Annotated in this window: 23 protein-coding genes; 8 read left to right on the top strand and 15 right to left on the bottom strand. The window is 72.3% G+C overall.

The features are described from left to right. The first annotated feature begins 26 nt into the window (after positions 1–26). Positions 27–1835 (top strand): glutamine--fructose-6-phosphate transaminase (isomerizing), encoded by a 1809-nt coding sequence (gene glmS / locus E3328_RS07935; RefSeq protein WP_135364044.1) that lies wholly within the window; start codon positions 27–29, stop codon positions 1833–1835. A gap of 54 nt (positions 1836–1889) precedes the next feature. On the opposite strand, the gene E3328_RS07930 is transcribed toward glmS, so the two are convergent. From E3328_RS07930 to E3328_RS07915, 4 genes are all read right to left on the bottom strand, one after another. Further along, complete coding sequence (locus E3328_RS07930) at positions 1890–2162, bottom strand: hypothetical protein (protein WP_135364043.1); 273 nt, start codon at positions 2160–2162, stop codon at positions 1890–1892. A gap of 258 nt (positions 2163–2420) precedes the next feature. Next, positions 2421–3428, bottom strand: coding sequence for a glycosyltransferase family 2 protein (locus E3328_RS07925; RefSeq protein ID WP_135364042.1), 1008 nt, complete (start codon positions 3426–3428; stop codon positions 2421–2423). Between the two features lie 175 nt (positions 3429–3603). Continuing rightward, a complete protein-coding gene (locus E3328_RS07920) occupies positions 3604–4563 on the bottom strand; it encodes an NAD-dependent epimerase/dehydratase family protein (protein ID WP_135364041.1) in 960 nt (319 codons plus the stop codon). A 185-nt stretch (positions 4564–4748) separates the two neighbouring features. Continuing rightward, positions 4749–5669, bottom strand: coding sequence for a polysaccharide deacetylase family protein (locus E3328_RS07915; protein ID WP_135364040.1), 921 nt, complete (start codon positions 5667–5669; stop codon positions 4749–4751). Positions 5670–6224: 555 nt separating this feature from the next. Here E3328_RS07915 and E3328_RS07910 point away from each other — a divergent pair. After that, the gene (locus tag E3328_RS07910) at positions 6225–8015 is read left to right on the top strand and encodes an asparagine synthetase B family protein (RefSeq protein WP_135364039.1); all 1791 of its coding nucleotides are present in this window, start codon (positions 6225–6227) and stop codon (positions 8013–8015) included. A 98-nt stretch (positions 8016–8113) separates the two neighbouring features. On the opposite strand, the gene E3328_RS07905 is transcribed toward E3328_RS07910, so the two are convergent. The 4 genes from E3328_RS07905 to E3328_RS07890 form a co-directional block, all read right to left on the bottom strand. Beyond that, the gene (locus E3328_RS07905) at positions 8114–9217 is read right to left on the bottom strand and encodes a DegT/DnrJ/EryC1/StrS family aminotransferase (RefSeq protein ID WP_135364038.1); all 1104 of its coding nucleotides are present in this window, start codon (positions 9215–9217) and stop codon (positions 8114–8116) included. Continuing rightward, entirely contained in the window at positions 9214–9810 is a 597-nt protein-coding gene (locus E3328_RS07900) for an acyltransferase (protein ID WP_135364037.1), read from the bottom strand. The genes E3328_RS07905 and E3328_RS07900 overlap by 4 nt, the downstream gene beginning before the upstream one ends. A 155-nt stretch (positions 9811–9965) precedes the next feature. Then, entirely contained in the window at positions 9966–10433 is a 468-nt protein-coding gene (locus E3328_RS07895; protein WP_135364036.1) for a DUF7344 domain-containing protein, read from the bottom strand. A gap of 78 nt (positions 10434–10511) precedes the next feature. Continuing rightward, complete coding sequence (locus tag E3328_RS07890; RefSeq protein ID WP_135364035.1) at positions 10512–11081, bottom strand: metal-dependent hydrolase; 570 nt, start codon at positions 11079–11081, stop codon at positions 10512–10514. Positions 11082–11417: 336 nt separating this feature from the next. Here E3328_RS07890 and E3328_RS07885 point away from each other — a divergent pair, with 336 nt between their 5' ends. Then, positions 11418–11693, top strand: coding sequence for a winged helix-turn-helix domain-containing protein (locus tag E3328_RS07885; RefSeq protein ID WP_135364034.1), 276 nt, complete (start codon positions 11418–11420; stop codon positions 11691–11693). Positions 11694–12732: 1039 nt separating this feature from the next. On the opposite strand, the gene E3328_RS07880 is transcribed toward E3328_RS07885, so the two are convergent. Continuing rightward, positions 12733–13278 (bottom strand): DUF7344 domain-containing protein, encoded by a 546-nt coding sequence (locus E3328_RS07880; RefSeq protein WP_135364033.1) that lies wholly within the window; start codon positions 13276–13278, stop codon positions 12733–12735. A gap of 445 nt (positions 13279–13723) precedes the next feature. On the opposite strand from E3328_RS07880, the gene E3328_RS07875 reads away from it, so the two are divergent. Together E3328_RS07875 and E3328_RS07870 are read left to right on the top strand one after the other, a co-directional pair. Continuing rightward, a complete protein-coding gene (locus E3328_RS07875; protein ID WP_135364032.1) occupies positions 13724–14707 on the top strand; it encodes a Gfo/Idh/MocA family protein in 984 nt (327 codons plus the stop codon). Then, positions 14704–16074, top strand: a complete 1371-nt coding sequence (locus E3328_RS07870; protein ID WP_135364031.1) for a nucleotide sugar dehydrogenase — start codon at positions 14704–14706, stop codon at positions 16072–16074. The genes E3328_RS07875 and E3328_RS07870 overlap by 4 nt, the downstream gene beginning before the upstream one ends. Before the next feature lie 19 nt (positions 16075–16093). On the opposite strand, the gene E3328_RS07865 is transcribed toward E3328_RS07870, so the two are convergent. Continuing rightward, complete coding sequence (locus tag E3328_RS07865; protein ID WP_167837337.1) at positions 16094–16420, bottom strand: HalOD1 output domain-containing protein; 327 nt, start codon at positions 16418–16420, stop codon at positions 16094–16096. Between the two features lie 708 nt (positions 16421–17128). On the opposite strand from E3328_RS07865, the gene E3328_RS07860 reads away from it, so the two are divergent. Continuing rightward, positions 17129–17749: a DUF7344 domain-containing protein gene (locus E3328_RS07860; RefSeq protein WP_135364030.1), complete on the top strand. Its 621-nt coding sequence runs from the start codon at positions 17129–17131 to the stop codon at positions 17747–17749. Positions 17750–17953: 204 nt separating this feature from the next. Here E3328_RS07860 and E3328_RS07855 read toward each other — a convergent pair whose 3' ends face one another. Both E3328_RS07855 and E3328_RS07850 read right to left on the bottom strand, forming a co-directional pair. Beyond that, positions 17954–18151 (bottom strand): DUF7511 domain-containing protein, encoded by a 198-nt coding sequence (locus E3328_RS07855; protein WP_135364029.1) that lies wholly within the window; start codon positions 18149–18151, stop codon positions 17954–17956. Positions 18152–18292: 141 nt separating this feature from the next. Further along, a complete protein-coding gene (locus E3328_RS07850; RefSeq protein WP_135364028.1) occupies positions 18293–19423 on the bottom strand; it encodes an alpha-D-ribose 1-methylphosphonate 5-triphosphate diphosphatase in 1131 nt (376 codons plus the stop codon). Positions 19424–20240: 817 nt separating this feature from the next. On the opposite strand from E3328_RS07850, the gene rdfA reads away from it, so the two are divergent. Together rdfA and E3328_RS07840 are read left to right on the top strand one after the other, a co-directional pair. Then, the gene (rdfA, locus tag E3328_RS07845) at positions 20241–20867 is read left to right on the top strand and encodes a rod-determining factor RdfA (RefSeq protein ID WP_135364027.1); all 627 of its coding nucleotides are present in this window, start codon (positions 20241–20243) and stop codon (positions 20865–20867) included. 40 nt (positions 20868–20907) lie between these two features. Further along, the gene (locus E3328_RS07840; RefSeq protein ID WP_135364026.1) at positions 20908–23139 is read left to right on the top strand and encodes an archaea-specific SMC-related protein; all 2232 of its coding nucleotides are present in this window, start codon (positions 20908–20910) and stop codon (positions 23137–23139) included. A gap of 24 nt (positions 23140–23163) precedes the next feature. Here the strand turns inward: E3328_RS07840 and E3328_RS07835 are convergent, their stop codons facing one another. The 3 genes from E3328_RS07835 to E3328_RS07825 all read right to left on the bottom strand — a co-directional run bounded on the left by E3328_RS07835 (position 23164) and on the right by E3328_RS07825 (position 26228). Further along, the gene (locus E3328_RS07835; protein ID WP_135364025.1) at positions 23164–23427 is read right to left on the bottom strand and encodes a hypothetical protein; all 264 of its coding nucleotides are present in this window, start codon (positions 23425–23427) and stop codon (positions 23164–23166) included. Between the two features lie 447 nt (positions 23428–23874). Beyond that, on the bottom strand, positions 23875–24192 hold the full coding sequence (locus E3328_RS07830) for a cupin domain-containing protein (RefSeq protein ID WP_135364024.1): 318 nt from the start codon (positions 24190–24192) through the stop codon (positions 23875–23877). Between the two features lie 230 nt (positions 24193–24422). After that, on the bottom strand, positions 24423–26228 hold the full coding sequence (locus E3328_RS07825; RefSeq protein ID WP_135364023.1) for an LEA type 2 family protein: 1806 nt from the start codon (positions 26226–26228) through the stop codon (positions 24423–24425). Between the last annotated feature and the right edge of the window lie 31 nt (positions 26229–26259).

Here is a 26259-nt window from a genome sequence, read left to right as displayed (position 1 = left end):
GCGCCGCCGTCCGCGGGGTGGTCCTGATGTGCGGGATCACCGCCGCGGTCGGCGCCGACGACGCGGTGTCGACGCTGCTGACGGGCCTCGAGAACCTCGAGTACCGGGGGTACGACTCGGCGGGGGTCGCCGTCGCGAACGGCGCCGGCGTCGAGGTCGTCAAGCGCGAGGGGAAGGTCGAGGAACTGGCCGACCTGCTCTCGCGCAGCTCGATCGCCGGCCGCGTCGGGCTCGGACACACCCGCTGGAGCACGCACGGCCCGCCAACGAACGCCAACGCCCACCCCCACACCGACTGCTACGGGGACCTGGCGGTCGTCCACAACGGGATCATCGAGAACCACGGGGAGCTGCGCGACCGCCTCGCCGAGATGGGCCACACCTTCTCCAGCGACACGGACACGGAGGTCGTCCCGCACCTCGTCGAGGCCTACGTCGACGAGGGGGCGACGGTCGAGGCCGCCTTCCGGCGGGCCGTCGACGACCTCTCGGGGAGCTACGCGATCGCCATGGTCCACGAGGACGAGGAGACCGTCTACGCCGCCCGCCAGGGCTCGCCGCTGGTCTTCGGCGTCGGCGACGACGCGTACTACCTCGCCAGCGACGTGCCCGCGTTCCTGGAGTTCACCGACGACGTGGTGTACCTCGAGGACGGCGACGTGGTCCGGGTCGCGCCCGACGGCTACGAGGTCACCGACACGGACGGCCGGGCCGTCGACCGGTCCGTCGAGACCGTCGAGTGGACCTCCGAGGACGTGGAGAAGGGGTCGTTCGACCACTACATGCGCAAGGAGATCGACGAGCAGCCGACGGCCATCGCCCAGGCAGTGCGGGGCCGCGCCGACGGCGACGAGGTCGCCTTCGAGTCGCTGTCGCCGGGCGCGTTCGCCGACGTGGACCGTGTCCACTTCGTCGCCTGCGGGACCTCCTACCACGCGGCGCTGTACGGCGCGCAACTGCTGCGCGAGCGGGGCGTCCCCGCGCGCGCGTACCTCGCCAGCGAGTACGCGGTGACCGCGCCGCCGACGGAGGAGGGGACCGTCCTCGTCGGCGTCACCCAGAGCGGCGAGACCGCCGACACGCTCGCGGCGCTCCGCGAGGGGGCCTCCGAAGGCTTGCGGACTCTCGCAGTGACAAACGTCGTCGGGTCGACGGCCGCCCGCGAGTGCGACGACACCGTCCTGATCCGGGCGGGGCCGGAGATCGGCGTCGCCGCGACGAAGACGTTCTCCTCGCAGGTGGCGACGCTCGGCCTGCTCGCCGAGCGGATCGCGGCGGAGACCGGCGGGTCGGGCTCGGCGCCCCCGGGGCTGCCGGCGGCGCTCGAGGACGTGCCCGACGGGGTCGAGACGATCCTGGCGGACTCCTCGGCGAGCGCGCTGGCGGACCGCTACGACGACAGCGACGCGTACTTCTTCATCGGCCGCGGGACGGCCCACCCGGTCGCCCTGGAGGGGGCGCTGAAGCTCAAGGAGATCTCCTACGAGCACGCCGAGGGGTTCCCGGCCGGCGAACTCAAACACGGCCCGCTCGCGCTCGTGACGCCGTCGACCCCGGTGTTCGCGGTCTGCACCGGGCAACACACCGAGAAGCTCGTCGGGAGCATCGAGGAAGTGAGCGCGCGGGGGGCGCCGGTCGTGGCGGTGGCCCCGCGCTCGGAGCGAGAGGTGGCCGAGGCCGCCGACGACGTGCTGTGGGTGCCAGAGACCCATCCCGAGCTGGTCGGCGTCCTGGCGAACGTCCAGCTCCAGCTGCTGTCCTATCACACCGCGACGCTGCTGGACCGACCCGTCGACAAACCGCGCAACCTGGCCAAGAGCGTCACAGTGGAGTGACCCGCCGCTACTCGTCGCACTGACCGAAGCCGCGAGCCATCGTCGCCCGGCGGCTCATCGCTTGTTCGTCAGGTCACACACCGCGCTCTCGTCCGAGACGATGAAGGCGTCGTCGCGCAGCTGCTCCTCGGAGTCGGGCAGGAAGATGACCTGGTCCGGGTCGTCGACGACGTTGATCTTCTCCCACGCGACCAGCTCGTAGCCGAGGTTCTCTTCGAGGTCGGGGTCGACCGGCTGGTCGAGCCAGTCGGTCGGAAGGGACCGCTCGCCCCGCGACTTGGTCTGTCCGTCCGTCCACACGTCCGCGTTCTCGTTGTCTTCGGTCATATTTCGATGGCTCGTCCCGGTGGCGGCCGCGCCCGCCACGACTCGGGGGTCACACTTGCGGTAGTGCCCACCTACTCGTATAACGCTACTGTCCGTTTGAGATGACTTGTCCGAGAGACGGTTGCGGGTTCGGTACGTGATACGTACCACGTGCTAACGGCGAGAACTGCTACCACAGGCCGAGACTACCGCCGCGCAACCGGCGGACCCGCCGACTCACGCTCGCTCGCCGCGACGGCTCCGGGCTGTAGGTGTCGCTTACTCCGCGGTCGGGCCGGGGGAGTCGGCCCGTGTCGGCGAGACGACGTTCGTGAGGTGATCGTTTGACCGCTTGTCCAGAACCATCGCGAGGACGAGAAAGAGGAGGCCCAACCCGACGGCGGCGACGGTCGGGACGGCCGTCCCTCGCAGGAGCGCCAGGAGGCCGGCGCCGACGCCGGCTGCGACGCCGCCGGCCCCGAGCAGGTAACACAGCGCGACCGGGTGGGGACGGCCGGAGAGGTACTTGGCGCGCAGCCGCCACAGGAAGTTCCGCAGCAGCATGCCCGACACCCGGGGGATGTACGTCGAGTAGTCGATGTGGCTCTCCTCGTCGCCGTAGACGGCCGGCGTCGGCACGTCGACGACGCGCATGTCGGCGACGTTGAGCCGGACGAGCAGGTCGTTGCAGTAGCCGTAGAACTCGTACATCTCGTCGACGCCGGCGGCCTCGATGGCCTCCGCCGAGATGGCGGTGTAGCCGTTCTGGGGGTCGCCGATCTCCCAGTACCCGCTTGCGATCCGCGTGAGGTACGTGAGCGTGACGTTGCCGACGTAGCGGAACGGGGGCATCGAGTCGGCGTGGTCGCCCAGCAGGAGGCGGTTGCCCTTCGCGTAGTCGGCCCGGCCGTCGACGACCGGGTCGATGATGCGCTCGATGATGTCGGGGTCCATCTGGCCGTCGCCGCCCATGACGGTGACGACCTCGACCCCGTCGGCGACGGCGCGCTGGTAGCCGGTCTTGATCGCGCCGCCGACGCCCCTGTTCTCGCTGTGCTGGAGCGGGACGACGCGCCGCTTGGTCCCGCCGTCGCCGACCAGTTCGGGCGTCGGCGCGTTCTGTCGCTGTGCGTGTTCGCGGATCTCCGCCCAGGTCCCGTCCGTGGAGGCGTCGTCGACGGGGTAGATGCGGTCGACGAACGCCGGGATCGAGTCGATGACGTCACCGACGAAGCCCGCCTCGTTGTACGCCGGCACGACGACGCCGATTGTCGTGTCCTGATACATGTGCGTGGTAGTCGCCGGTCGGTCGTAGGCGAACCGCGGGTTTTGTTATGGTTCTCATACGGCCCCCGAGGCGGCCGGAACCGGCGGGCCGGCCCCCGGCGGACGCCCGGCCAGTTCGGAGCAGCCGGCCGGTCCCCCCGGGTAGTCGGCCGGCCGGCTCGGATCAGTCGGCCGGTCAACTCGGGACGGCCGCCCGGTCGACCAGCGTCGCCAGCCCCTCCTCGAGGTCGTAGGTCGGCTCGTACCCCAGCCGGCTGCGCGCCCGCCCGAGCGCCGCCCGCCTGTGCGTGACCGCGTTCTCGCGGGGCTCGACGTGGACGACCTCGCTGTCCGAGTCGACCAGATCGACGACCCGCTCGGCGACCTCCCGGACGGGGACGCCGGTCCCCGTCCCGACGTTGTAGGCTCGCCCGGTCGCGTCGGTCGTCGCCGCCAGGAGGTTCGCCCGCACCACGTCCGAGACGTGGACGAAATCCCGCGTCCGCGTCCCGTCGCCCTCGACCGGGAGCACCCGCCCCGAGCGCGCACGGTCGAGGAAGGCGCCGACGACGCCGTCGGCCCCGGACGGGTCGCCGCGGTCGTCCGTCCAGTCGGGCCCGTAGACCTCGAAGTACCGGAGGGCGACCGTCTCCATCCCGTAGCGGTCGGCGAACTGGCGGGTGTACTGGTCGGCGGCCAGTTTGTCGATCCCGTGCGGCGACACGGGCGTCTTCCGGTCGGACTCGCGGACCGGGAGCGTGTCGGGCGGGCCGTACACCGCGGCGCCGGTGGCGGTGACGACGCGGGCGTCCTCCCGGCGGGCCGCGTCGAGGACCTTCACCGTCCCCGACGCCGTCCGGCGGTGGCCCTCGACCGGCGACCGGGTCGAGGTCCGGCGGTCGGCCAGTGCCGCCTGATGGAAGATCACGTCGACGCCGCGCATCGCCGGCCCGAGCTCGGTCGGGTCGCGCACGTCGCCCCTGACCAGCTCCGCGCCCTCCGGCACGCGCGCCGGGTCGCCCGTCGAGCAGTCGTCCAGCACGGTGACCTCGCAGCGGTCGGTCAGCGCGGCCGCGAGGTGGCTCCCGACGAAGCCCGCCCCGCCGGTCACGAGGACCGACGCCCCGTCGAGGCCGCTCGCCGGGTCAGTCCCCACGCCGGGTCACCCCCGCGCCGGACGCCAGTTCGGTCGAACCGCCGTTTCGATGCCGCTCGCCGCTGTGCGGGGCCGCGACGCCCGCCCCGTCCGGTCCGTGACTGACACGCATTGCCCCGTGTCGACGCGCCGTCCGCATAGTTATACGTCGCCTGAACCGGCGGTTATCCACCGCCTTCGCGAGTTCAGTCGTCGGTTCCCGACTCCGCCCGCGGGCGCCGCCGGGCCGCGACCTCCGCCATCGTCTCGACGGGGACGGCGTCGCGGCGGTCGTCGATCGCCCGCAGGACGGCCTCGATCCGGTCGACCGCCGCGTCGTCGACCAGGTTGTTCGGGTGCAGCCAGAGGTGGAGCACGCCCTCGCCCTCCGCCGCGGCGTCCAGCCCACGCTCGACGAGTTCGACGACGGGGTCGCCGACGAACCGCTTCGTCGCCCGCAGCGCCAGCCCCTCGAAACTGTAGAGGAACAGCGACGCGGGCAGGTTCACGAGACCGCCGTCCTCGACCGTCGGCTGGACGAGCGGCGGGCGGCCGTCGCCGACGGCGACGGTCCGCAGCTTCTCCGGGAGCGACCGGCGCTCGACGGGGCGACGGCCGCGGTAGACCTCGAAGCCGTACTCGGGCAGGAGGTCGACGTGGCCGACGTCGTTCCGCGGGAAGACGAACGACCGGCCGTCGATCCCCCACTCGTCCAGCAGCGCCCGGCTGCGCGCGAGCTCGCCGGCCGCCATCGCGCGGGTCGTCCCCGGCGCGCCGAACTCGACGTGGGCGTACGTGTGACAGCCGATATCGTGGTCGACGGGCGACTCCCGGAGCTCCTCGACGAGCTCGGGACCCCGCGTCAGGTCCGGCCGGTCGGCCCACTCACCGCGCTCGCGGGCGAACCACCCGGGTCCGACCGGGTGGTCGGCGTGGCGCCCGTCGCAGTCGTCTTCGAGGAGGTGGGCGACGACCGCCCAGGTCGCCGGCACGTCGTAGGTCTCGCAGAGCCGCCGGAGGGTCCGCCACCCCGACCGGCCGCTCTCGACCCTGTCGCCCGGCGGCTCGTCGTAGTCGACGAACCCCCAGGCCAGCTCCGCGTCCACGGACAGGACTACCGATCCCACGCGTCTCGACTCCCCTTCATGCCAGCCCCGAGGCCCCACACGCTGATTGTAATGGCACGGCTACCCCGCCGATCCGCCGCCCGGACCCGCCGAGCGCTCACCGGCGCTGCCACTACGCCGATGTGCCGACATACCACTCCAACATTCATAGAAGAAATAATAGATTAAATATACTACCTCAACTGGCGCTCGATTCGGCTTCTCGACAGATATCGCGTTTCCGCCCCAAATAAACATAATACCGCTATATCGATCCGGGTGGCCGTGACTGGTCCGATCCGTCGCGGGCACGCTGATTCGAACCGCATAGTCGATTTAAGGGAGATGTAGAGGTTCTATCGAGTTCCCAGCCCGAATCTCCGGACAGGCGGCAACAAATAACATAAATCTTATCTTTGTGGGTTCTACATCTATCTCTGATGTTTTCGCGGGCGCCGGAAGTGCGGAGTCGGAGTTCGGTTCCCGGGCGCCGGGGACCGGTATCGCGATCGATAGCGCGGGACGGGGTGGTTCAGGGGCCGCATAACAATACCCGGATGCGGTCACGTCGGGGCCATGACGGGACTCATCGGACGATCGGCCGGCGGCGAACGGCTGGAGGAGCTGGCCGAGGCGATGGCGAGCGAGGACTGGTACGAACTCGACAGCGTACGGGCGGGAGCGGCGGCCGCCGGCGTGCTCGAACACGGGACCCGGGACCCGGACGCGAACGTCGTCTGGCGGGGCGACGGTCTGCTGGGCGTCGTCTACGGCGTCGTGTCGAACCGCGACCGGCTCGCGCTGTCGTGGGAGGACCTCTTCCGCGGGGTCGCCGACGACTCGCGGGACACCCTCTCGCGGCTCGACGGGCCGTTCGCGCTCGCCTGCGTCGACGCCCGCGCGGGCGCGGTCCACCTGGCGACCGACAGGGCCGGGACGCGCCCGCTCTACTACGCGGTCGGCGACACCCACGGCGAGGACGACACCGACGCACCCGAGGTCACTTTCGCCTCGGAACTCGGTCCGCTGGTCGCCGAGCGGGCGGACCCGGCGCTCGACGCCCGCGCGGTGAGCGACTTGCTGCTGTTCGGCGGCGTCGTCGGCGAGCGGACGCTCGTCGAGGGGGTCGCGAGCCTCCCGCCGGCGACGCGGGTGACCGTCGACGGCGGGGCGTCGACCGAGCGCTACTGGGAGCCGGCGTCGCCGGGGCTGGCGCCGTCGGGGTACCCCGACCGGTGGCTCGGCGACTACCGGCGCGCGCTCGCGGACGCCGCGACGACGGCCGGCGACCCCTCGCTGTGGTTCCCCGGCGACGCCGACAGCCGGATCGCCGCGGCGGTGCTGGCCGACCGGTCGCCGCCGGTCCGGACGCTGACCGCGGGGGCGCAGTCGAGCGGTGACAGGGAGGCGGCCGCACAGGTCGCCGCGTCGCTCGACGCGCCGAACAGGCAGGCCCACGGCGACCCGGACCACCACCTCGTCGACGCCGTCGCGGACGCGGTGGCGTCGACCGACGCGATGGTCGCGTGGTCGACGGTCGACGCCCTCCCCTACGTGACCGACCGGCTCCACGCGGACGCCGACGTGCTCGTCCACGGCGACGCCGCGCTCGACGCGGCGACGTGGGCCGGCGCGGTCGGCGCCGACGATTCGGTCGCGGGCGCGCTCTACGAGAACGAGCGCGTCTGCCCCGCCGGTGCGGTGCGGGACCTGCTCGCGGCCGACGTGGACCCGCTGGCCGCCGTCGACGCGCTCGTCGAGACCAGCGTCGACGGGCCGCCCGAGCGGACGGCGGTCGACGCGGCCGCGCGCGTGCGGGCGGCGACCGAGCTACGGGGTCGCGCGGTCCAGCGGGCGCAGGTCGGCACCAGGTCGCTCGCGAGCGGCCCGCTGCTGGACACCGCCGCGCGGATGCCCGCCGCCTACCGGGTCGGGACGCGCCCCATCTCGGCGCCGGTCGGCGCGGGCGCCCCGCCGATCCGGCGGGCGGTCGTCGAGCGCCTCGACGCCGACCTGGCGGGGCTCCCGGCCGGGCCGGTCGGCGTCGAACCGGCCGACGGGTCCGCGTCCGGGGGCGACGGATCGGGCGGGGCGCCGGGCACGGCACCCGACGTGACGACCGGTGACGCCTACGCCCGCCGGTACGCGACCGACGACCGATTCCGGCGGTTCGTCGACGACCTCCTCGACGGCGTCGCCGAGCGCGACCCGCTCGACGGCGAGGCCGTCTCCGCGCTCCGGGACCGGCTCGCGGCGGGCGAACTGCCGACGTTCACGCCGGTCGCGGCGCTGACGGGACTGGAACTGTGGGCGCGTCGGCACCTGGACGACGCCGCCGCCCGCGAGCGGTCGACGGTCGAGGCCTGAGTCGGCGGTCGAAGCCCGAGTCGTCGGTCGAGGACTGAGAACGGTCGGCGGTCGATATCCGAAAGCGGGCGGTCGTTCGCGGTCGGGACTCCTTCTCGCTACTGGGCCTGGTAGAGCGCGAGCGCGTCGGCGATCGCCTCGCAGTCGGCCTCGGAGACCCCGGGGTGGACGGGCAGGGAGACGACCTCGTCGGCGGCGCGCTCGGCGACGGGGAACCGCTCGTCGACGCCGTCGTAGGCCGGCTGTTCGTGGATCGGCGTCGGGTAGTAGACGCCGGTGTCGACCCCGTGGTCGTCGAGGTGTTCGACGAGCCGCTCGCGGTCGGGCGTCCTGACGGTGTACTGGTGGAAGGCGTGTTCGACGCCGTCGGGGACCGTCGGTGGGTCGACGGGCGCGTCGGCCAGCGCCTCGGTGAGCGCGGCGGCGTTGTCCCGGCGGGCGCGGACGAACCGCGACAGGCGCTTGAGCTGGACGCGGCCGATGGCCGCCGCGATGTTGGTCATCCGGAAGTTGTGGCCCAGTTCGACGTGGTCGTACTGGTCGTCGCGGCCGTGGTTGACGAACCGTGCGGCACGGTCGGCGACCGCCTCGTCGTCGGTGACGACCATCCCGCCCTCGCCGGTGGTCATGTTCTTCGTCGGGTAGAAGGAGAAGGCGGCGGCGTCGCCGAGCGACCCGACCGGCTCGCCGCGGTAGCGGGCGCCGTGGGCCTGGGCCGCGTCCTCGACGACGGCCGCGTCGTACTCCGCGGCCAGCGCCGTCAGTTCGTCCATCGGCGCGGGGAGCCCGTAGAGGTGCACCGGGAGGATGGCGTCCACGTCGCCGCCGCGGATCTCGATGGCCTCGCGGACCGCCGTCGGGTCGAGGTTGTAGGTCTCGGGGTCGATGTCGGCGAAGACGGGCTCGGCGCCGCAGAAGCGGACGGCGTTGGCCGTCGCGACGAACGAGAACGGCGTCGTGACGACGGTGTCGCCCTCGCCGACCCCGCAGGCCCGCAGCGCGGTGTGCAGCGCCGTCGTCCCGTTCGAGGTGGCGACGCCGTGGTCGACGTGGCAGGCGGTGGCGAACTCGCGTTCGAACGCGCGGACCTCCTCGCCGTCGGCGATCATCCCGCTGTCGAGCACTTCCCCGACCCGTTCGCGCTCCTCGGTGCCCAGCGCGGGCTCGGCGATGGGGATCTCGCGGTGGTCCTCGAGGCTCACAGCTCGTTCCCCCCGTCCAGTTCGTCGGGCAGGGGTTCGTGGCGCGCGGGGTTGCCCATCGCCAGCGTCCCGGGCGGCACGTCCTCGGTGACGACCGAGCCGGCGGCGACGAACGACCCCTCGCCGACGGTCACGCCGGGGAGGATCGTCGCGTTCGCGCCGACCGAAACGTCGGATTCCAGCGTGGCGCCGACGAGTTCGCTCGTCTCGCGGACCGGGTACGGGTCGTTCGTGACGACCGCGTGGGGGCCGAGGAACACGTCGTCGCCGACGACCGTCTCCGGCGGGAGGTAGACGCCGGTCTGGCAGCTGACCCGCGACCCGACTTCCAGGTCGCCGTCGAGGACCGCGTGGCTCCCGACGAGGACGTCGTCGCCGACGGTGGTCCCGCCGCGGACCAGCGCGTGGTGGCCGGTCGAGAAGCCGTCGCCGATCTCGACGTCGGTGTAGACGATGGTGCCGCCGCGGACCGTCGCGCCGTCGCCGATGCGGGTCGGTGCGTCGCCCGGGCCCCCGGGCTCGCCGACGACCGCCGTCTCGGCGATCTCGCAGTCGTCGCCGGTCCGGACGGTCGGGAGGTCGTGCTCGCTCATGTGACGGTCGACGGTCGGCACCGTGCGACCTTTGTTATGGAGCGCCTGTGGGCGTCCCCGCCGCGATACGCTCCCGGGCACCGCGCGGCGGCGGCCGCCCCAGGCCGCCCGCCGTCAGTCGCAGCGCGTCGCGCCGGTCGGTCCGTCGGCTCCCGTCACTCCGCGGAGAACTGGTCCATCGCGAGTTCGAGGTACGGGACGGCGACCGCGGTCGTCTCGGTCGGGCGGACGAGCCCCGCCTCGCGGTCGTACTCGACCAGCCCCGCGTCGTCGAGCTTCGGGAGGTTGGAGTGGACGAGCCTGGTTGCGACCCGGTCGCGGAAGTCCCCGGTCGAGAGGTCGTCCGGCGCCGCCCCGTCGACGACGTTCTCGACGAGGTCGTCGAAGGGGACCGGCCCGTCGGCCCGGTGCAGGTACGCCAGCGCGTACCGGTTGCCGGGCCGGGCCAGCAACTCGAACAGGTCGTCGACAGAGACATCGCTCGCGCGGGCGGCGTCGGGCCCCCCCTGTTCGGTCGGCGCGTCCGCGTCGGACGCCTCACTCTCCCCCCGGGAATCGCTCGGATCGCCGGTTCCCCGATGGTCGTCACTCGTCCGGCGCTCCGGTGGCTGCTCTGACCCCATACCCGCTACTTCTCACGGCGCTGTTATATATTCTCGCCCCTTACTACGGAGTTGTCGGTCCGTGAAACGGGACTCCAGTCACCCCGCGCGGTCAGGCCGGGGCGGACGCGGGAGGCCCGGCCGCCCGTCGACCGTCCAGACCCACCCCGCGAGGGCCAGCAGGAGGAGTTCGACGACCAGATAGGCCACTCCGAGCGGCGTCGCGAGGAAGGCGACGAACTGCTCGACGAGCGCCAGCAGGTACGGGGCGGTGTGTGCGGGGCCGTCGCCGGGCGCGGCCCGGAGCGGCCACAGCAGGAACCACAGTTTGGCGTCCCCGCCGAGGACCACCGGGTAGACCACGTCGCCGGGGAGGTGGCTCAGGTAGCCGACGGCGAACGCGAGGGCGGGTCGCCCGCGGCCGACCGCGGCGCCGACCGCCAGGACGGCCAGCGAGAGCGGGACCGCGGTCAGCAGCGAGTGGGCGAGCGTCGTCCCGCCCGGGAGCACGCCGAGCCACCAGCCCAGCGGCTTGTCGACGAGGTCGGGGAACTGCGTCCCGAGGGCGACGGCGGCGGCGGTCGCCCCCGTCGGCGGCTCGCGCCAGACGAACCGCCCGACGACGGCATAGGCGAGGTAGCCGACGGCGAGGTGTTCCCACGGCCACATGCTATCGCCCGCCGGCCGGTCGGGCGCGGTCGTCCGGCGGGCGCGGGGCGAGCGACACTCGGGGTGAACCGTTCATGCGCGGGGCCGCGCGAGCCAGCGGGATTGTTATGGCGAGGTTACGGCCGCGATCCGCGGGTCAGGCCGACCGTTCGAGCCGACGGAATCGCGGTACGGAGAGCGAAATTTCTGGAGCGTCGAAACCTCTTTACGTGGTAGCCGACTCGGTGTGAGTACAGCGGAAAGTGGGACACAAGCGGGTCCCGACGGCAATCTCCGCGTGAGTTCCCGGTCACAGACCGGCAGCAGGACGCACCCGTCCGACACTACATCGCAACAATGAGCACAGATTGGGACGACGTCAGCTTCGTCATCAGTTCGCGGTATCGCGTCGCGGTCCTCAAGCGACTCGCAGACGGCCCCTCGACGCCGTCGCAGATCGCCTCCGACGAGGACGTGGGCATCGCACACGTCTCGCGGGCGCTCCAGCGCCTCCGGGAACGGTCGCTCGTGGATCTCCTGGTCTCCGACGACCGCAAGAAAGGCCGCGTCTACGGTCTCACCGAGCAGGGCCGCGACGTGTGGGACAAGATCGAAGCCGAAAACATGGTCTGACGCCCCCGCCCGGCCGGCACGCGCGGCGCAGCTGTCGGCCGCCGACAGGCCGCCTCTCTCGGCCGTCCCGTCCGGAGCGGTCCGTCCCCGTCACGCCCGGGGACGCCCGTCGGTCCTGCTGCATCCACCGGGGTCGTTCGCCCGACCGCCGGGTACGGTCACCTTACTCCCGTATCGTTCGCACGCTACCGTCTCGTCTCGCGTTCGTGGGCGCCTGCGATCGCGACTGGCTTTACAGACATAGGTTTGTAATGGATACCCCGGCGGTAGGTGGCCGTTTCGGCGGCGGCCCGGTTGGAATACGTCCCGTTCGGGACCGGTTCGGTGGCGGCTCAGTCGAGCGATCGGCGGCGTCGAGCGCGCGCGAACCGCGCTGCGTGTCGAGTGCGTGCGGACTGGATACGGACACCGTGCGGGTCGGCTCCGCGGTCCCGCGGCGTGGCGACCCGGTGGCTAGCGAGTGCCTGCGAGTCGCGTGCCGCGACGCCGTCGGTCGGTCACGCGGCGCGAAGTGGCTTTAGGGCCCGGATTACTATCGGTCGATAGGACGGGATCACAGCCGATGACAGAACACCTCTCAGACAGCGACCTGGAGCGGATCGCCCAGTTCGTGGACACGCCGGCCTACGAGCGCGAGCCCGAGCAGCTGCTGCCCGAGGACGTCGAGGAGGAGTAGGCGGCGGCCGTCCCAGCCGGGTCCCTGTCGCGTGACCGCCGTCTTCTGGCGGTTCGTTCCGCTCGACCAGCGGCGCGACCGGAGCGCCGTTCGACCTGCGGCGCGGCCGGACCGACCCCGGTCGCCGGTCGGTGCCGGACCGGTCGACTCGCCGGGGGCTCCGTGCAGGCGGACCCGCCGGGTCACTGGCGACCGTCCCGTTCGCTGTCGCCGGAGAGGCGCGCGTGTGCGCTCGCGAGCGCGGGCTCCGACCACGACGGGGGTTCGCCCGGTGGCCACCGATCGCGACGGACAGCGGCTCGGCTCGGGCGTCGACGGACACTGGCCGCCCGCGGCGGCTCGGCCGGACGGTGGCTCCCGAACTCAGGGATGGCGGCGGAGGTCGTCGGGGACCTGCCGGCGGTTCATGGTCCACACGACGATGTGCGCGCCGACGGTGAGGAGGAAGCCGGAGAAGATGATGACGCCGAGGGTGACCTCGGTCATGTCCGCGAAGATCCACACGTTCAGGTTCGACAGGGCGACCAGGGCGATCCCGAGCAGCGCGAGCGGGAGGTACAGGTACTGCCAGGGGACCTCCCGCTCGCCCGGGTTCAGGTACTGGTCGACGTCGTTGGCCGCCGGCGTCAGCTCGACCTCGCCGGTGTCCTGGTCGTAGCGGACCAGCCCGGCGTCCTCGAGCTTGGGGACGTGGGTCTGGTACAGCGAGACGTAGACCCGCTTGCGCTGTTGTTTCGTCAGTTCTTCGACAGTCGTGTCGTTCTCCCAGGCCGCCACGTCCTCCGCGAGCTCCGTCAGTTCGACCGGCGCGTCCTCGGTGCGGAGCAGGTAGAGCACGTAGCGGCGTCTGGCGCTACTGAGGATGTCGAAGACGACGTCCTGGGTGAGCGTCTCCTCGTCCGTCGACATCCATCAGCAACCCCCGCGTCGGTCTGTCGGGGTACTGGCACTACTGGCAGCCACCCCATTGTCGTATCTCGACACAACCGGGGAGTTTAGTGGGTCTCACTTTGTTACGAACCGGTTACTTCGCCCCCGCCCACCCGGGTGCCACGGATCGACCGATACGGCCGATCTACCGTCCGTTCCGTCGATACCGGGGGCGCCTCGTCCCCCGGGTCGACCCGTATCGGCCGGCTACCGGTCAAAGGAAACGCATAACAAAGCCGACGCTCGGCGCTACCCCCGGGTGATTCATGAAGCACGGACGGTCGTCACCGGCGGTCAGGTCCCCGTTGTGTAGTCACGGTCGGAGCGGGTCGAACGACGCCCTCGCGCGGGTGAGACAGCGGCCGGGAGCGGTCGCTGCGCGCCGGCCGCGACCCGGTGTCGGCGCCGGGGACGGAGGGCGGGCATGAGCGAGCGGGTCCGCGCCGGCGTCGTCGGCGTCGGGAACATGGGCCGCCACCACGCCCGCGTCTACAGCGAGCTCCCCGGGGTCGAGCTGGTGGGCGTCGCCGACGCCGACCCCGACCGGGCCGCCGAGGTCGCCGCGGAGTTCGACACGACCGCCCGCGACCGCGACGCGCTGCTCGCCCGGGCGGACGCCGTCTCCGTGGCGGTCCCGACGCGGTTCCACGAGGCGGTCGCGCGGGCGGCCATCGACGCCGGCACCGACATCCTCGTCGAGAAACCGTTCGTCACCGACCCCGAGGTGGGCCGGGACATCCTCGCCGACGCGCGCAAGGCCGACTGCCTCGTCGGCGTCGGCCACGTCGAGCGGTACAACCCCGCGGTCGTCGCCCTGCGGGACGTGATGGTCGAGGCCGACCCGATCGCCTTCGCCGCCCGCCGCCAGGGGCCGCCGGTCGACCGCGACAGCGTCGACAGCGTCGTCTTCGACCTGATGATCCACGACGTCGACGTGATCTGCTCGCTGACCGACGAGCCCGTGACCGACGTGGCGGCCGCCGGCGCGGCCGACGGGGGCCACGTCGTCGCCCAGCTCCAGTTCGCCGACGGCCGCGTCGCGTCGCTGACGGCCAGCCGCGTCACCCAGGAGCGGGTCCGCGACCTGGCGGTGACCGCCGAGGACTGCCACGTCGAGGTCGACTACATCGACCAGTCCGTCGAGATCCACCGCCACTCGCTGCCGGAGTACGTCGCGGCCGACGGCGACGTGCGCTACCGCCACGAGAGCGTCATCGAGCGGCCGACCGTCGAGACGGGCGAGCCGCTGAAAAACGAGCTGTCCTCGTTCGCCGACGCGGTCCGCGAGCGGGCCGAGCCGGAGACGACCGGCGAGGACGGCATCCGCGCGGTCGAACTCGCCGAGCGGATCGAGGCGGCCATCGCGCGCGACGCCGACGTGACGCCCGCGGAGGTGTCCAGCCCGTGAGCAGCCAGCGCCCGGAGCCGACCGCCCTCTACGGCGCCGACGCCGGCGAACCCGACCAGCGCCGCGCGTTCACCGGCGGATCCGTCCCCGTGGCCGTCTACGGCCTCGGGAAGATGGGCCTGCCGCTGGCCGCCGTCTACGCCGATGTCTCCGGGAACGTGACCGGCGTCGACATCGACTCCGAGGTCGCCCGCGCCGTCGACGCCGGCGAGTGCCACGTCGAGGGCGAGCCCGACCTCCCGGCGCTCGTCGAGCGGCTGGCCGCCGACGGGTCGCTGTCGGCGACGACCGACGCGGCCGGCGCCGCCGCGGACGCGAGCGTCCACGTCGTCATCGTTCCGACGCTCGTCGCGGACGACCGGCCGGACCTGTCGGCGCTGGAGGCGGCCGTCCGGTCGGTCGGCGAGGGGCTCGACCCCGGCGACACCGTGGTCGTCGAGTCGACGGTGCCCCCGCGGACCTGTCGCGACCGCGTGATCCCGTGGCTCGAAGCCGAGAGCGGCCTCGAACTCGGCGAGTTCGGCCTCGCCTTCTGCCCCGAGCGGACGATGAGCGGCCGCGCGCTCGAGGACATCCGCGGCGCCCACCCGAAGGTCGTCGGCGGCGCCGACGACGAGAGCCGGCGGGTCGCCGAACTGGTCTACGGGGAGATCACCGACGCGGAGATCTACGCGGTCAGCGACCCCGCGACGGCGGAGTGCGTGAAGGTGTTCGAGGGGCTGTACCGCGACGTGAACATCGCGCTGGCGAACGAGCTGGCGACGCTCGCGGGGGAGTTCGGCGTCGACGTGCCCGAGGCAATCGCGGTGGCCAACACCCAGCCGTTCTGCGACATCCACGACCCCGGCCCGGGCGTCGGCGGCCACTGCATCCCCTACTACCCGTACTTCGTCATCTCGGAGTTCGACGGGGCGACGCCGCTTCTGGAGACGGCCCGGGGCGTCAACGAGTCCATGCCGGAGTACACCGTCGAGCGGGCGGCCGACGCGCTGGCCGCCGAGGGACGGGACCTGGCCGGGGCCACCGCGGCGGTGTTCGGCCTGACCTACCGGCCCGGCGTCGACGAGACGCGCGCCTCGCCGGGGGTCGACGTGGCCGAGCTGCTGGCCGACCGCGCCGACCGGGTGTACGCGGTTGACCCGGTCTGTACGGACTCGCCCCCGGCGGGCGTCGAGCGCGTCTCCCTCGACGACATCGGCGCCCGGGAGCTGGACCTGGTCGTGGTCGCCACGGCCCACGAGGCCTTCGAGTCGGTGCCCTGGGCGGCGTTCGACGACCTGGTCGTCCTGGACGGGCGTCGGCAGCTGGACCCCGAGAACGTCCCGCATCCGGTCGCTCGGCTCGGCGACGGGTCGGCGGGGAACTAGCGCGGGTCGGGCGGGGCGACTATCGCGGTCCGGTCTGTCTGACGAGCACGTCGCCGTTGGACTGGACCGTGACCTCGTGGGCCTCGAGTTCGAACACGACGCGCCCGGCGAGCTCGCCCGTTTCGCGGTCCGTGAACAGCCGGTCGAGCGCGTCCGGGTCGACGGCGTCGTACAGCGTCTCCTCCATCTCGGTCGGCGCGACGCCCTTCGCCTCGGCGACCGCCTCGACCACGGCGATGCTCAGGTCCGTCCCGGCCGGTCGGTCGGCCGCCTTGGAGTGAACCACGCTGGAGCCGCCCTCCCGGGCGGCGACGCGGTCGTCCCCGTCGGTCGTTCGTTCCGCCATCCTCACCCCTCCCGATGTCGTCCGGCAGTCGTTTCGGACACCATTCCAGTACTGCACGGAACGTTCGGCCCGTTCGCAATGAATCTTCGGGATTGTGGCGCGTCTGTCCGGGTCAGGGAGTCCTCGACCGCACTCGCCGGATCCCTCCAGGTGCGCGCCCACGGATAAATGGTCGCGTCCCGGACAGAAACGCGCGGGCCGAGCGCGGGTCGGGGTAAGCGGGGGATTGCGGACCCTAGACCGGCCCGAACGGCCCCGCTGCGGCCGGTCACTGGCCCCCGGTCGTGCACGCTCGAACGGCACCGATTCGGTCGGTACACGCGCTGATACGCGCGGAAATCACTCCCTTACGATGCGAACGGGTCCCATACCGCCGTCGGTTCGTTCGTAATCCCGACCGTACTCGCGGGCTCGCGCGGCCGACCGGAGTAACCGCCGCGTTATGCACCCGCTGTTGATTGTTCAATCAAGAAAGATTAAGTGGGCGTGCGCCATCACGCACACACGGCGCAACGCACTCTGTGGAGGGGTCTCCAGCGCCGGGGGTACGGACACATGAATGCCGACATATCCCACGGAATCACGAATCGCACGGTAACTGTCACGGACACGCTCCGGCGGGCGACTCATGAGTGACCGCTCACGAGCGCCCGTCGCCCGGGGCGTGGCCGAGGACCGGAGACGCGGGTATCGGGAGGTGAGCGCCTGATGTCCTCGACATCACAGCGCACGAGCGAGAGCGACCTCCTCTCGGAGGAGGCCGACGAGCCCGAGCCGGAGGCGGTCGACGAGACCGAATCCGTCCCGGAGGAGGCGGCCGACTCCGAGGAAGTCGCCGACCTGCCGCTCGACCACGTCTTCGAGATCCTCAAGAACGAACGGCGCCGCACGGTGCTCCACTACCTGCAGGAACACGGGGGAACTGTCTCGCTGGGGGAGCTCGCGGAGCACGTCGCCGCCGTCGAGAACGGCACGACCGTCGCACAGGTCACGTCCAACGAGCGCAAGTGCGTGTACGTCGGACTCTACCAGTGCCACCTGCCGAAGATGGACGACATGGACATCGTCGAGTTCAACCAGAACCGCGGCCGGATCTCGCTGGGCCCCAACGCGGTCCAGCTCTACGAGTACCTGGAGGAGTCCGACGGCGCCGACCGTCCGTGGCCGCTCTACTACGGGTCGCTCACGGGCGCCGGCGTCCTCGGGCTGGCCGCCAGCCAGCTCGGCGCCGCCGCCGTCGGCCTGACGCCGACCGTCGTCGCGACGGTCGCGCTCGTCGGGATCGCCGGCGTCGCCGCCGCGCAGACGCTCGACCGCCGCGACGGCTGAGTCGCGTCCATCTTCTCCGTTCTTTCGCGCCGACAGCGACGGCTGTCCGGGCGAGTCGTCGGTCGCGCGGCCACGGAAGTCGGACCGACTGTCGACAGCCGCGGCTATCGGGGTCGGGACGTGCGTCAGAAAGCGGGGCCGGATCGCCCGGTCGGCGGGCCGACAGGCCGGTCGGCGGGCGGCTTCCGGCGGGTGGGCCCGTCCCTAACGGACCGCGTCCAGTTCGACGAACGCGGGCGCGGTCGCCGAGATCCAGGTCGCCATGCGCGTGTGCTCGTCGACGCCCGTGGGATAGATGGTACACTCGTCGGGGGCGTCCTCGTAGCGCTCGACGACCGCCCGCAGCTCCCGGGTCGGCGCCTCGCGTTCGCCCTGACTCCGCGGCGTCGTGTCCGTCGACATATCGTCACGGACGGCCTCCCGACCTATTGTAATTGGTCGTCTACAGGGGCGGAAAATCCCGTATAGAGAAGTTAAAACCGAAGAACTGGGGGAAACGGTCGCAACCGTCACGTTCGGTGACGGGTCCGGGGCTCGCGGCGGTCACCGCCCGCAGCGGTAGACCTCCCGGCCGGCGACGACGGCGCGGGTCACCGTCGGCACCGGGTCAGGGTCGACGACGACCAGGTCGGCGCGGGCGCCGGGCGCGAGTCGCCCGCGGTCGTCGAGGCCGGCGACCCGGGCGGGCTCGCTGGTCACGCGGGCGACGCGGCGGGCGAGCGGCTCGCCGGTGTCGACGAACACCGAGGCCAGCAGGGCCTGGGGGCGGTAGTCCGAACACAGCAGGTCGACGACGCCGGCGTCGACGGCCTCGCGCGCGTCGAGGTTGCCCCAGAGGCTCCCGCCGCGGACGAGGTTCGGCGCGCCCATCGCGGTCGCGGCGCCGCGCTCGTGCGCGCGGCGGGCGGCCGCGAGCGAGACGGGGTACTCGCACAGGTCGACGCCGTGCTCGACGGCGTGGTCGACGGCCGCGGGATCCGCGTCGTCGTGGGAGGCGACCAGCACGTCCGCCGCCGACAGCTCCTCGGCCAGGTCCGCGACCCGCTCGCGGACGGTCGCCTCGGGGACGCCCCGCCGCTCGCGTCCGGCGCGGGCGGCCTCGTCGGCGGCGGCCCCGCGCCCGTCGGCGTAGCGGCTGGCGAACGCCGCCTCGTCCTCGAACTGGCCGCGGCCGGGCGCATGGGCCATCAGCGACGCGATATCGACGACCGGCCGCTCGACGAGGTCGCCGACCGCCGCGACGGAGGCGGGGTCGGTGACCTCGCAGCGGGCGTGGACGCGGTGGTCGGCCACCAGGTCCGCGCCCGCGGCGACGGCCGCCAGGAGCTCGGTCGCACCCTCGATCGACCTGTTCTTCTCCGGGGCGTCCTCGAACGCGATGGCGTCGAACTTGGTGGTCACGCCGGCGGCCAGCGCCAGCCGGTCGGCCGTCGCCAGCGCGGTCGCCGCGTCGACGCGCTCGCCCGACCGCGGGAAGCGGTAGCGCTCGACCTCGTCGCCGTGCAGGTCGACCAGCCCCGGGAGGACGACCCGGCCGCCGGCGTCGATCCGTCCGGTCGGTTCGACCGCTGCGATCCGCCCGCCCTCGACGACGACGCGGCCGCCGTCGAGGGTGCCGTCGGGCGTGACCACGGTCTCGCCCTCGACGACCAGCCGCTCGGTCCGTTCGCTCATTGCCAGTCCGTCAGGGGTGCGGGCCGGATAGTAATGGGTCGGCTACGCGGGCGACACCGGCGAGTCCGCGCTGGTATCGGACACTGGCGGCCCGTCGGCGGCGCCAAAGAATGGAGCGGGGAATGGGGCGAGGGCCCGCGGTCGTCCGGGACGGGTACCGGACCCGGCGGGCGTCCCGCGGCGAATCGACGGTGGTAGGGTCTTCCCCCGACCCCCACGTGGTGGGAGCGACGGATCGCACTTGGTTATACTCCGCATACGGCCCGTTTCGGGCTCGATACCGTCGGTACCCCGGTCAGAACCGTCGGTATCCAGATCGATCCCGTCGGATCTCGGTCGGTCGCTCCGCGGGCGGACCGGCGGCGCTCGCCCCCGGCGGTTCGGCGGCGGGCCGCGGTGGGGAAGCCGGTCGCTACTCGACCGGCGGGATCGAATCCCCCGGTTATCCGGCCACGTCGGGCCGTTACCCGGTGCGTACCGCCGTGAACGATTGGGGCCGTTTAACCGTCTCACTCCCCACTCTCCGGTTGCCGTCGACCCATCGACCGGCACCACCTGACACGCCCGAACCCCTGTGCATCGCCGACGCGGCTCCCGTTCCCGTCGGCTTCCCAGCCCACCGGTCGGCCGCTCCTTCGGTGTGGCGCCCCCGCCCGGGGCGCCGCGCGGGAAGACGGCTTCGTCTACCAGCGGTCCGCGGCGCGCCGCCGGCCACCCAGCCCGTGACCCGAGGGCCGGCGGCACGCCCGGTGTGACCGCGCCGCGAGTATTCTACGACCACCGACAGGTATACGGTCCCGGCCGACGAGGGCCGCCCATGGGTTCGGAGGACGCGGTCGAGGGCCGGCGGTCCAAGGTCGAACGGCTCGTCGCGGCGTACGGGCTCGACGGGATGGGCGACGAGCTCGTCGACAGGTGGACGGGCTCGGAGGGCTCGCGAACGAGTCTCAGGGACCTGGCCGACGAGTTCAACAGGGCGCTCCTGCGGGCGGCGCTGCGGCGGGCCGGCCGCAACCCGACCGAACACGCCGTCGCCGAGGCCTACGAGACGCTGGCCGACGACGACGCGAGCGAGGGGCGCAAGGCCGAGGTGCGCAACGACCTCTCGCGGGCCGGCGTCGACGTGGACGCGCTCCGCGACGACTTCGTCTCCCACCAGGCGGTCCACACCTACCTCACCGAGGTCAGGGGCGCGACCCCGCCGGAGTCGACGGCCGACCCGGTCGCGACCGACGTGGAGTCGCTCCAGCGGCTCGTCGGGCGGACGACCACCGTCGCACAGGGCACGCTCGCCCGCCACCGCGACGCCGACCGGGTGACCCTCGGGGAGTTCGACGTGTTCCTCGACCTGCGGGTGCTCTGTCACGACTGCGGCGCCGACCGGGACGCGGTCTCGCTGCTCCGCGACGGGGGCTGCGCGTGCGACGACGACCGCGCTCGCTGACACACGAACGCATTTAGGGCCGCCGCTCCCGGGGTCGAACATGGACGGTGGGGCGGACGACTCGGACGACGCCGACCTCGACGGCGCCGACCCCGGCGGCGCTGCCTTCGACAGCGACGGCCCCGACACCTGGGAGTCGGCCGGGGGGAACGACGCGGACGGCGACGGTCCAGCGAACGACGACCCGGCGAACGAGGAACTGGTCGACCCCGACGGCTCGGCGACCGGCGACGACCCCGGCGACGCCGGGGCGGGGACCGCGACGGTCTCGGTCAGGAACGTCGGCGGCATCCGCGAGACGACGGTCGAACTCGCCCCCGGCGTGACGGTGCTGGCCGGGCGCAACGCGACCAACAGGACCTCCTTCCTCCGGGCGCTCCGGGCGGTGCTGGGCGGCGACGCGACGCCGCTGCGACGCGGCGCCGACACCGGGAGCGTCGAGCTGACCGTGGGCGGGGAGACCTACACCAGGCACCTCGAACGGACCGACGGCGGCGTGGTCGCGTCCGGCGACCCGTACCTCGACGACCCGGTGCCGGCCGAGACCTACGCGGTCCTGCTCGAAGACAACGACGTGCGGCGTGCGGTCAGGGCCGGCGGCGACCTCGCCGATGTCGTCATGCGGCCGGTCGATACCGACGCCGTCGAGGCGGAGATCGAGCGGCTGACCGCCGAGAAGCGACGGGTCGACGACGAGCTGCGCGAGCTGGACGGCGTCGACGGCGAGCGGGCGGAGCTCGCCGGCGAGCGCCGCCGCCTCGAGTCGGAGATCGACGACCTCGAATCGGAGCTCGCCGACCTGGAGGACCGGATCGAGGCGGCCGACGCCTCGCTGGCGGACGGCATCGAGCGCGACGAGCGCCTGGAGGCGCGGCTCGACGAGCTGCGCGAGGCGCGGACGGAACTCGAGTCGGTGATCGACGACCTCGACGCCGAGCGGGACACGCTCGCGGCGGTCGAGCGCGAGCGCGACGAGATCGAGGAGGACCTCGCGGCGGTGTCGCCGGTCGACGAGGCCGAGATCGAGGCCCTCGCCGAGGACGTGGGGACGCTGCGCGAGCGCAAGCGCCGGCTCGACGGCGACGTGAGCGCCCTCCAGGGGATCGTCCGGTTCAACGAGCAACAGCTCGAGGCGGGGCGCCTCGACGAACTCGCCGGGATCGACCGGGACGACCTGGCACGGGACGAGGGGGGCCGCGACGGGGCGGCCGGCGACGGGGACGGAGACGGGGAGAACGACGCTCGGGCCGGCGACGCGATCGGGAGCACCGCGGAGGGCGACGAGGGGGGCCACGTGACCGACCGGCTGTCGGGGACCGAGCGGGTCACCTGCTGGACGTGCGGGTCGACCGTCGACCGGGGGGCCATCGAGGGGACGCTCGACCGGCTGCGCGACCTCAGGGAGCGGACGCTCGCGCGGCGGCGCGACCTCACCGAGCGGATCGACAGGCTCGACGCCCGCCGCGAGCGCCTGGAGCAGCGGCGGGCGCGGCGCGCGGACCTGCGGGCGGAACGCGACCGCGTCAAGTCGGAGCTACAGCGCCGCGAGGAGCGGATCGGCGACCTCGAACGGCGCCGCCGGGAGCTCAACGAGCGCGTCCAGGAGCTGGAGGCGGCGGTCGAGGACCTGCGGACCGACGACTACGCGGACCTGCTGGACCTGCACCGGCGGGCCAACGAGCGCCAGGTCGAACTCGAACAGCGGCGGTCGGACCTGGCGGCCGTCGAGTCCGAGCTGGCCGCCCTCGACGAGCGCCGCGAGGAGCGCGACCGCCTCCAGGCCCGCCGCGAGGAGCTGCAGTCCGAGCTCGTCGAGTGCCGGACGCGGCTCGACCGGACGGCGGCCGAGGCGGTCGAGACGTTCAACGAGCACGCCGACGCGCTCGTCGACGCCCTCGACTACGGGAACGTCGCTCGCGTCCGCCTGACGCGGACGACCGGGACCGACCGGTCGGGCGCGGACGTGGGTACGTTCGACCTCCGCGTCGTCCGCGACGGCGAGACCGGTGTGTTCGAGGACTCGCCGACCAACCTGAGCGAGAGCGAGCGGGAGGTGGTCGGGCTCGTCCTCGCGCTGGCCGGCTACCTCGTCCACGACGTCCACCGGGAGTGTCCGTTCCTCCTGCTGGACTCGCTGGAGGCCATCGACGCCGAGCGGATCGCCGACCTGGTCGACTACTTCGCCGACTACGCCGAGTACCTCGTCGTCGCGCTGCTGTCGGAGGACGCGGCCGCCGTGGAGACGGCCCACGACCGCGTCACGGGGATCTAAAGGGCCCGTCCTCTCCGGGGTCGGTCACGCGTGCCTCCGCGCGTCGACCGGGTCGATCCCCTCCGACAGCCGGACGCGGTCGTTCGTGCTCTCGGCGACGACCCTGCGGTCGATCGTGACGGTCGTCCGCGACCCGGTCTCGGCGGTCGGATCGCCCGGTTCCGACCGCCCCGGGTCCAGGAGGACGTGCGCGCGGTCGTCGTCGGTCCGCACGATCGTCCCGACCGCGGTCCCGTCGTCGGCCACGACTCGCTTTCCCCTGTCGGTTCCCTGGAAGTTCCGTCTCATGTGTGTCGGCCTCCCGTGAGGATGCGCTTCCCTCTAGCCGCGTCCCGAGTATAAACCCGGAACCCCGTCCCGCCGGGGCGGCCCACCGTTGCGACCGTCCCGCTCGCCGCCCCGCCGGTAACACCCGCCTACCGCGACGGCCGTCGCCGGCACCCACGATGCCGTCGACCGTCGATAGAACTATCCTATCTCGTATGGTATTCGAATAGTATACAAACTCTTATATTTTGGCAGGATATCGGTGAGATCGTACTCAACGGGGCTCAAAGCCGAAATATCAGTTTTTCACGAACACACTGAACGGTAGATCGCGTGAAATTCAACGCTGTGGTCGATCTGTGGGCGATACGAATTCTGTGAAGATGCAGCCCCAGATTGATATTATTTTCGTTATATATTGGGAAACGATAGAACTACCGGATTGTTCCCGGATCGGCCGGAGCGGATTCAGGGTGCGCCGACCAGGACGAACGTACTCTCGGCGTCGCCGTTCTCGATCTGCCGGCGTTCGTCGGGGTCGATGCGGAGGGCGTCGCCGGCCTCCATCGGGACCTCGTCGCCGGCGACGGTGACGGTCGCCGCGCCCTCGACGAGGACGTACACCTCCTCCTGGCCCTCGTCGGCGTGGTCGTGCGGTTTGCCGGTCCAGCCCGGTTCGCACTCCAGCACGGACACCCCGAGGTGCTCGCAGCCCAGTTCGTCGCGGAGGAAGTGGAGCCCGCCGCCGACGGCCTCGACCTCCTCGTAGTTGACTTTCGTCGACATCGCCGGGACGTACGCTCGCCAGTCGCAAGTGCTCTGCGCCGCTCGAACCGCCACATTCGAAAGTGGGTGCTGAACGCCCTCGGCACGCTGCGGTGCTCATCCCTCGCGCGGCTACGGTCGCGCGCACGAGAGCACGCTCCAGCGCGCGCCGACCGCACCGCGACAGCACCCCCCTGCGGTGGAGCACGGCTCGATTGCGCCGAACGTCGCGGGCCGTCTCGGGAGGGTCGTCAGCCGAGCACGTCGGTCGTCATCGTCCCGTTGCGGCCCAGCGAGTCGAGCTCGACGGTCTCGGAGCCGCGCGGCGTCTCGACGGTCGCGGTGACGGTGACCGAGACGTTCGTGGACTCGCCGCGGCGGACGTGGGTGACCCACCACTCGTCCATCCGGCCGTTGTCGAGGACCATCTCGAAGCCGACCGAGCGGGTCTCGCCGGGGGCGACGCGGTAGTGCTCGGGGACCGTCCGGTCGGCCAGCACCACGTCGTTCAGCGCCACGCGGTAGTCGACGGCGGTCACGTTCACCGGGACCCGCCGCTCGTTCGCCAGCGTCGCGTTCACGAGGATCGGGGCGGTTTCGGGCGTCGCGTGCCCCCACGCCGCGGCCTCGGACCGGACGACCAGAGCGGGTTCGCCGCCGACGGCGACGGTCTCGGCGTCGCCGCCCATCCCGGCCAGCAGGTCGGTCCGGAACGCGCTCGTGCGGTTGGGGACGGCCACGTCGAACGTCGTGAAGCCGAGGTCCGCGCGGACGGCGGGAGTGGTGGCGACCGTCGAGCGCTCGCCGCCGTTGAGGTGGCGGGCCCACCAGGCGGGCACCTTCGAGTTGTTCATCGCCGAGACGAGTTCGAACGCCGACCGGCCGGCGTCGAGGCCGTCGGTCCGGTGGTCGCCGCGCGCGACGGCGATACCGTTGATAGTCGTGCGCTGGGTGGTTTCGAGCGCGAGCAGGTCGTTGATGCGCTCGTCGTTGGGGTTGTCGATGGCGACGCTGGTTCGGATCTCCGTGGTGTCGTCGGTGACAGCGCCCCACTCGCGGGCGGCGCCGGCGATCCGCGGGCGCTCGAACTCGGTGTCCCGCTCGGGCGGGCTCCGGGCGGTCACCGACGCCGCGCCGCCGCCGAGCACGTCCGTCTCCAGTTCGAGCGAGCGCTCGTAGACCCGGATCGGCACCCGCTCGTAGCCGCCGTCGCGCTCGACGAGGCCGTACAGCGCCACCGAGAGGGTGCTCCGCTCGCCGGCCCGGACGTGGGTGGCCCACCAGTCGGCCATCTTCGCCGAGTCGAGGCCCATCCGCACGTCGAGGGTGCCCGTCTCGCCGGGAGCCACGTCGATCCCCGAGCGCTGGCGCCCCTCCGCCAGGGTGACGTTGTTCATCTCGACGACGTAGTCGACGCCGTCGAGCGTGACGGGGTAGTCGTGGACGTTCTCGACCGTCGAGGAGACCGACAGGGGGGTCACCGACCCGTTCGCGTCGCCCCACGCGGCCGTCTGGTTTCCGACGACGAGGAACGGGTCGCCGCGGAACCGGACGGTCCGCGCCTCGCCGGTCGCGAACCCGCCGAGCAGGTCCGTCTCGACGGTCGAGCGCTGGGCCGGGACCTGCCGGGAGAAGCCGGGCCCGGAGACCGTCGCCGTGACCCGCAGCTCCGAGGTCTCGCCGTCGTTCACGTGGGCGACCCACCAGTCGGCGATCCGGTCGTTGTCCATCTCGGTCGAGAGCCGGAGCCGGCTCGTCCCCGCCGGGAACCCGACGCCGGACTTCTCGCCGCGAGCGAGCACCACGTCGTTGAGCCGTGCCGCGTAGGCCACGCTGACGACGCCCGGGACGCCGACGGGGTTGGGGTTGTCGACCGTCGCGGTCGTCTCGATGGCCGTCGACTCCGCCGTCACGGTCCCCCACTCGCTCTCGACGCTCCCCACGGCCGGCGCCGCGAGGACGCCCGTGGCGACGAGGGCGGCCAGGACGACCCCGACCGCCAGGAGGACCGCCGCCGACCCGGCGAGAACCCGCTTGACGCGGCGTCTGGATACCATTGAGGGACCAAGCCCCCGGACCGGGAAAAAC

It is taken from the genome of Halosimplex halophilum (assembly GCF_004698125.1).
Classification (GTDB): domain Archaea; phylum Halobacteriota; class Halobacteria; order Halobacteriales; family Haloarculaceae; genus Halosimplex; species Halosimplex halophilum.
Note: the sequence above shows the minus strand (reverse complement) of the source record. Positions and strands in the feature narration are given on the sequence as shown.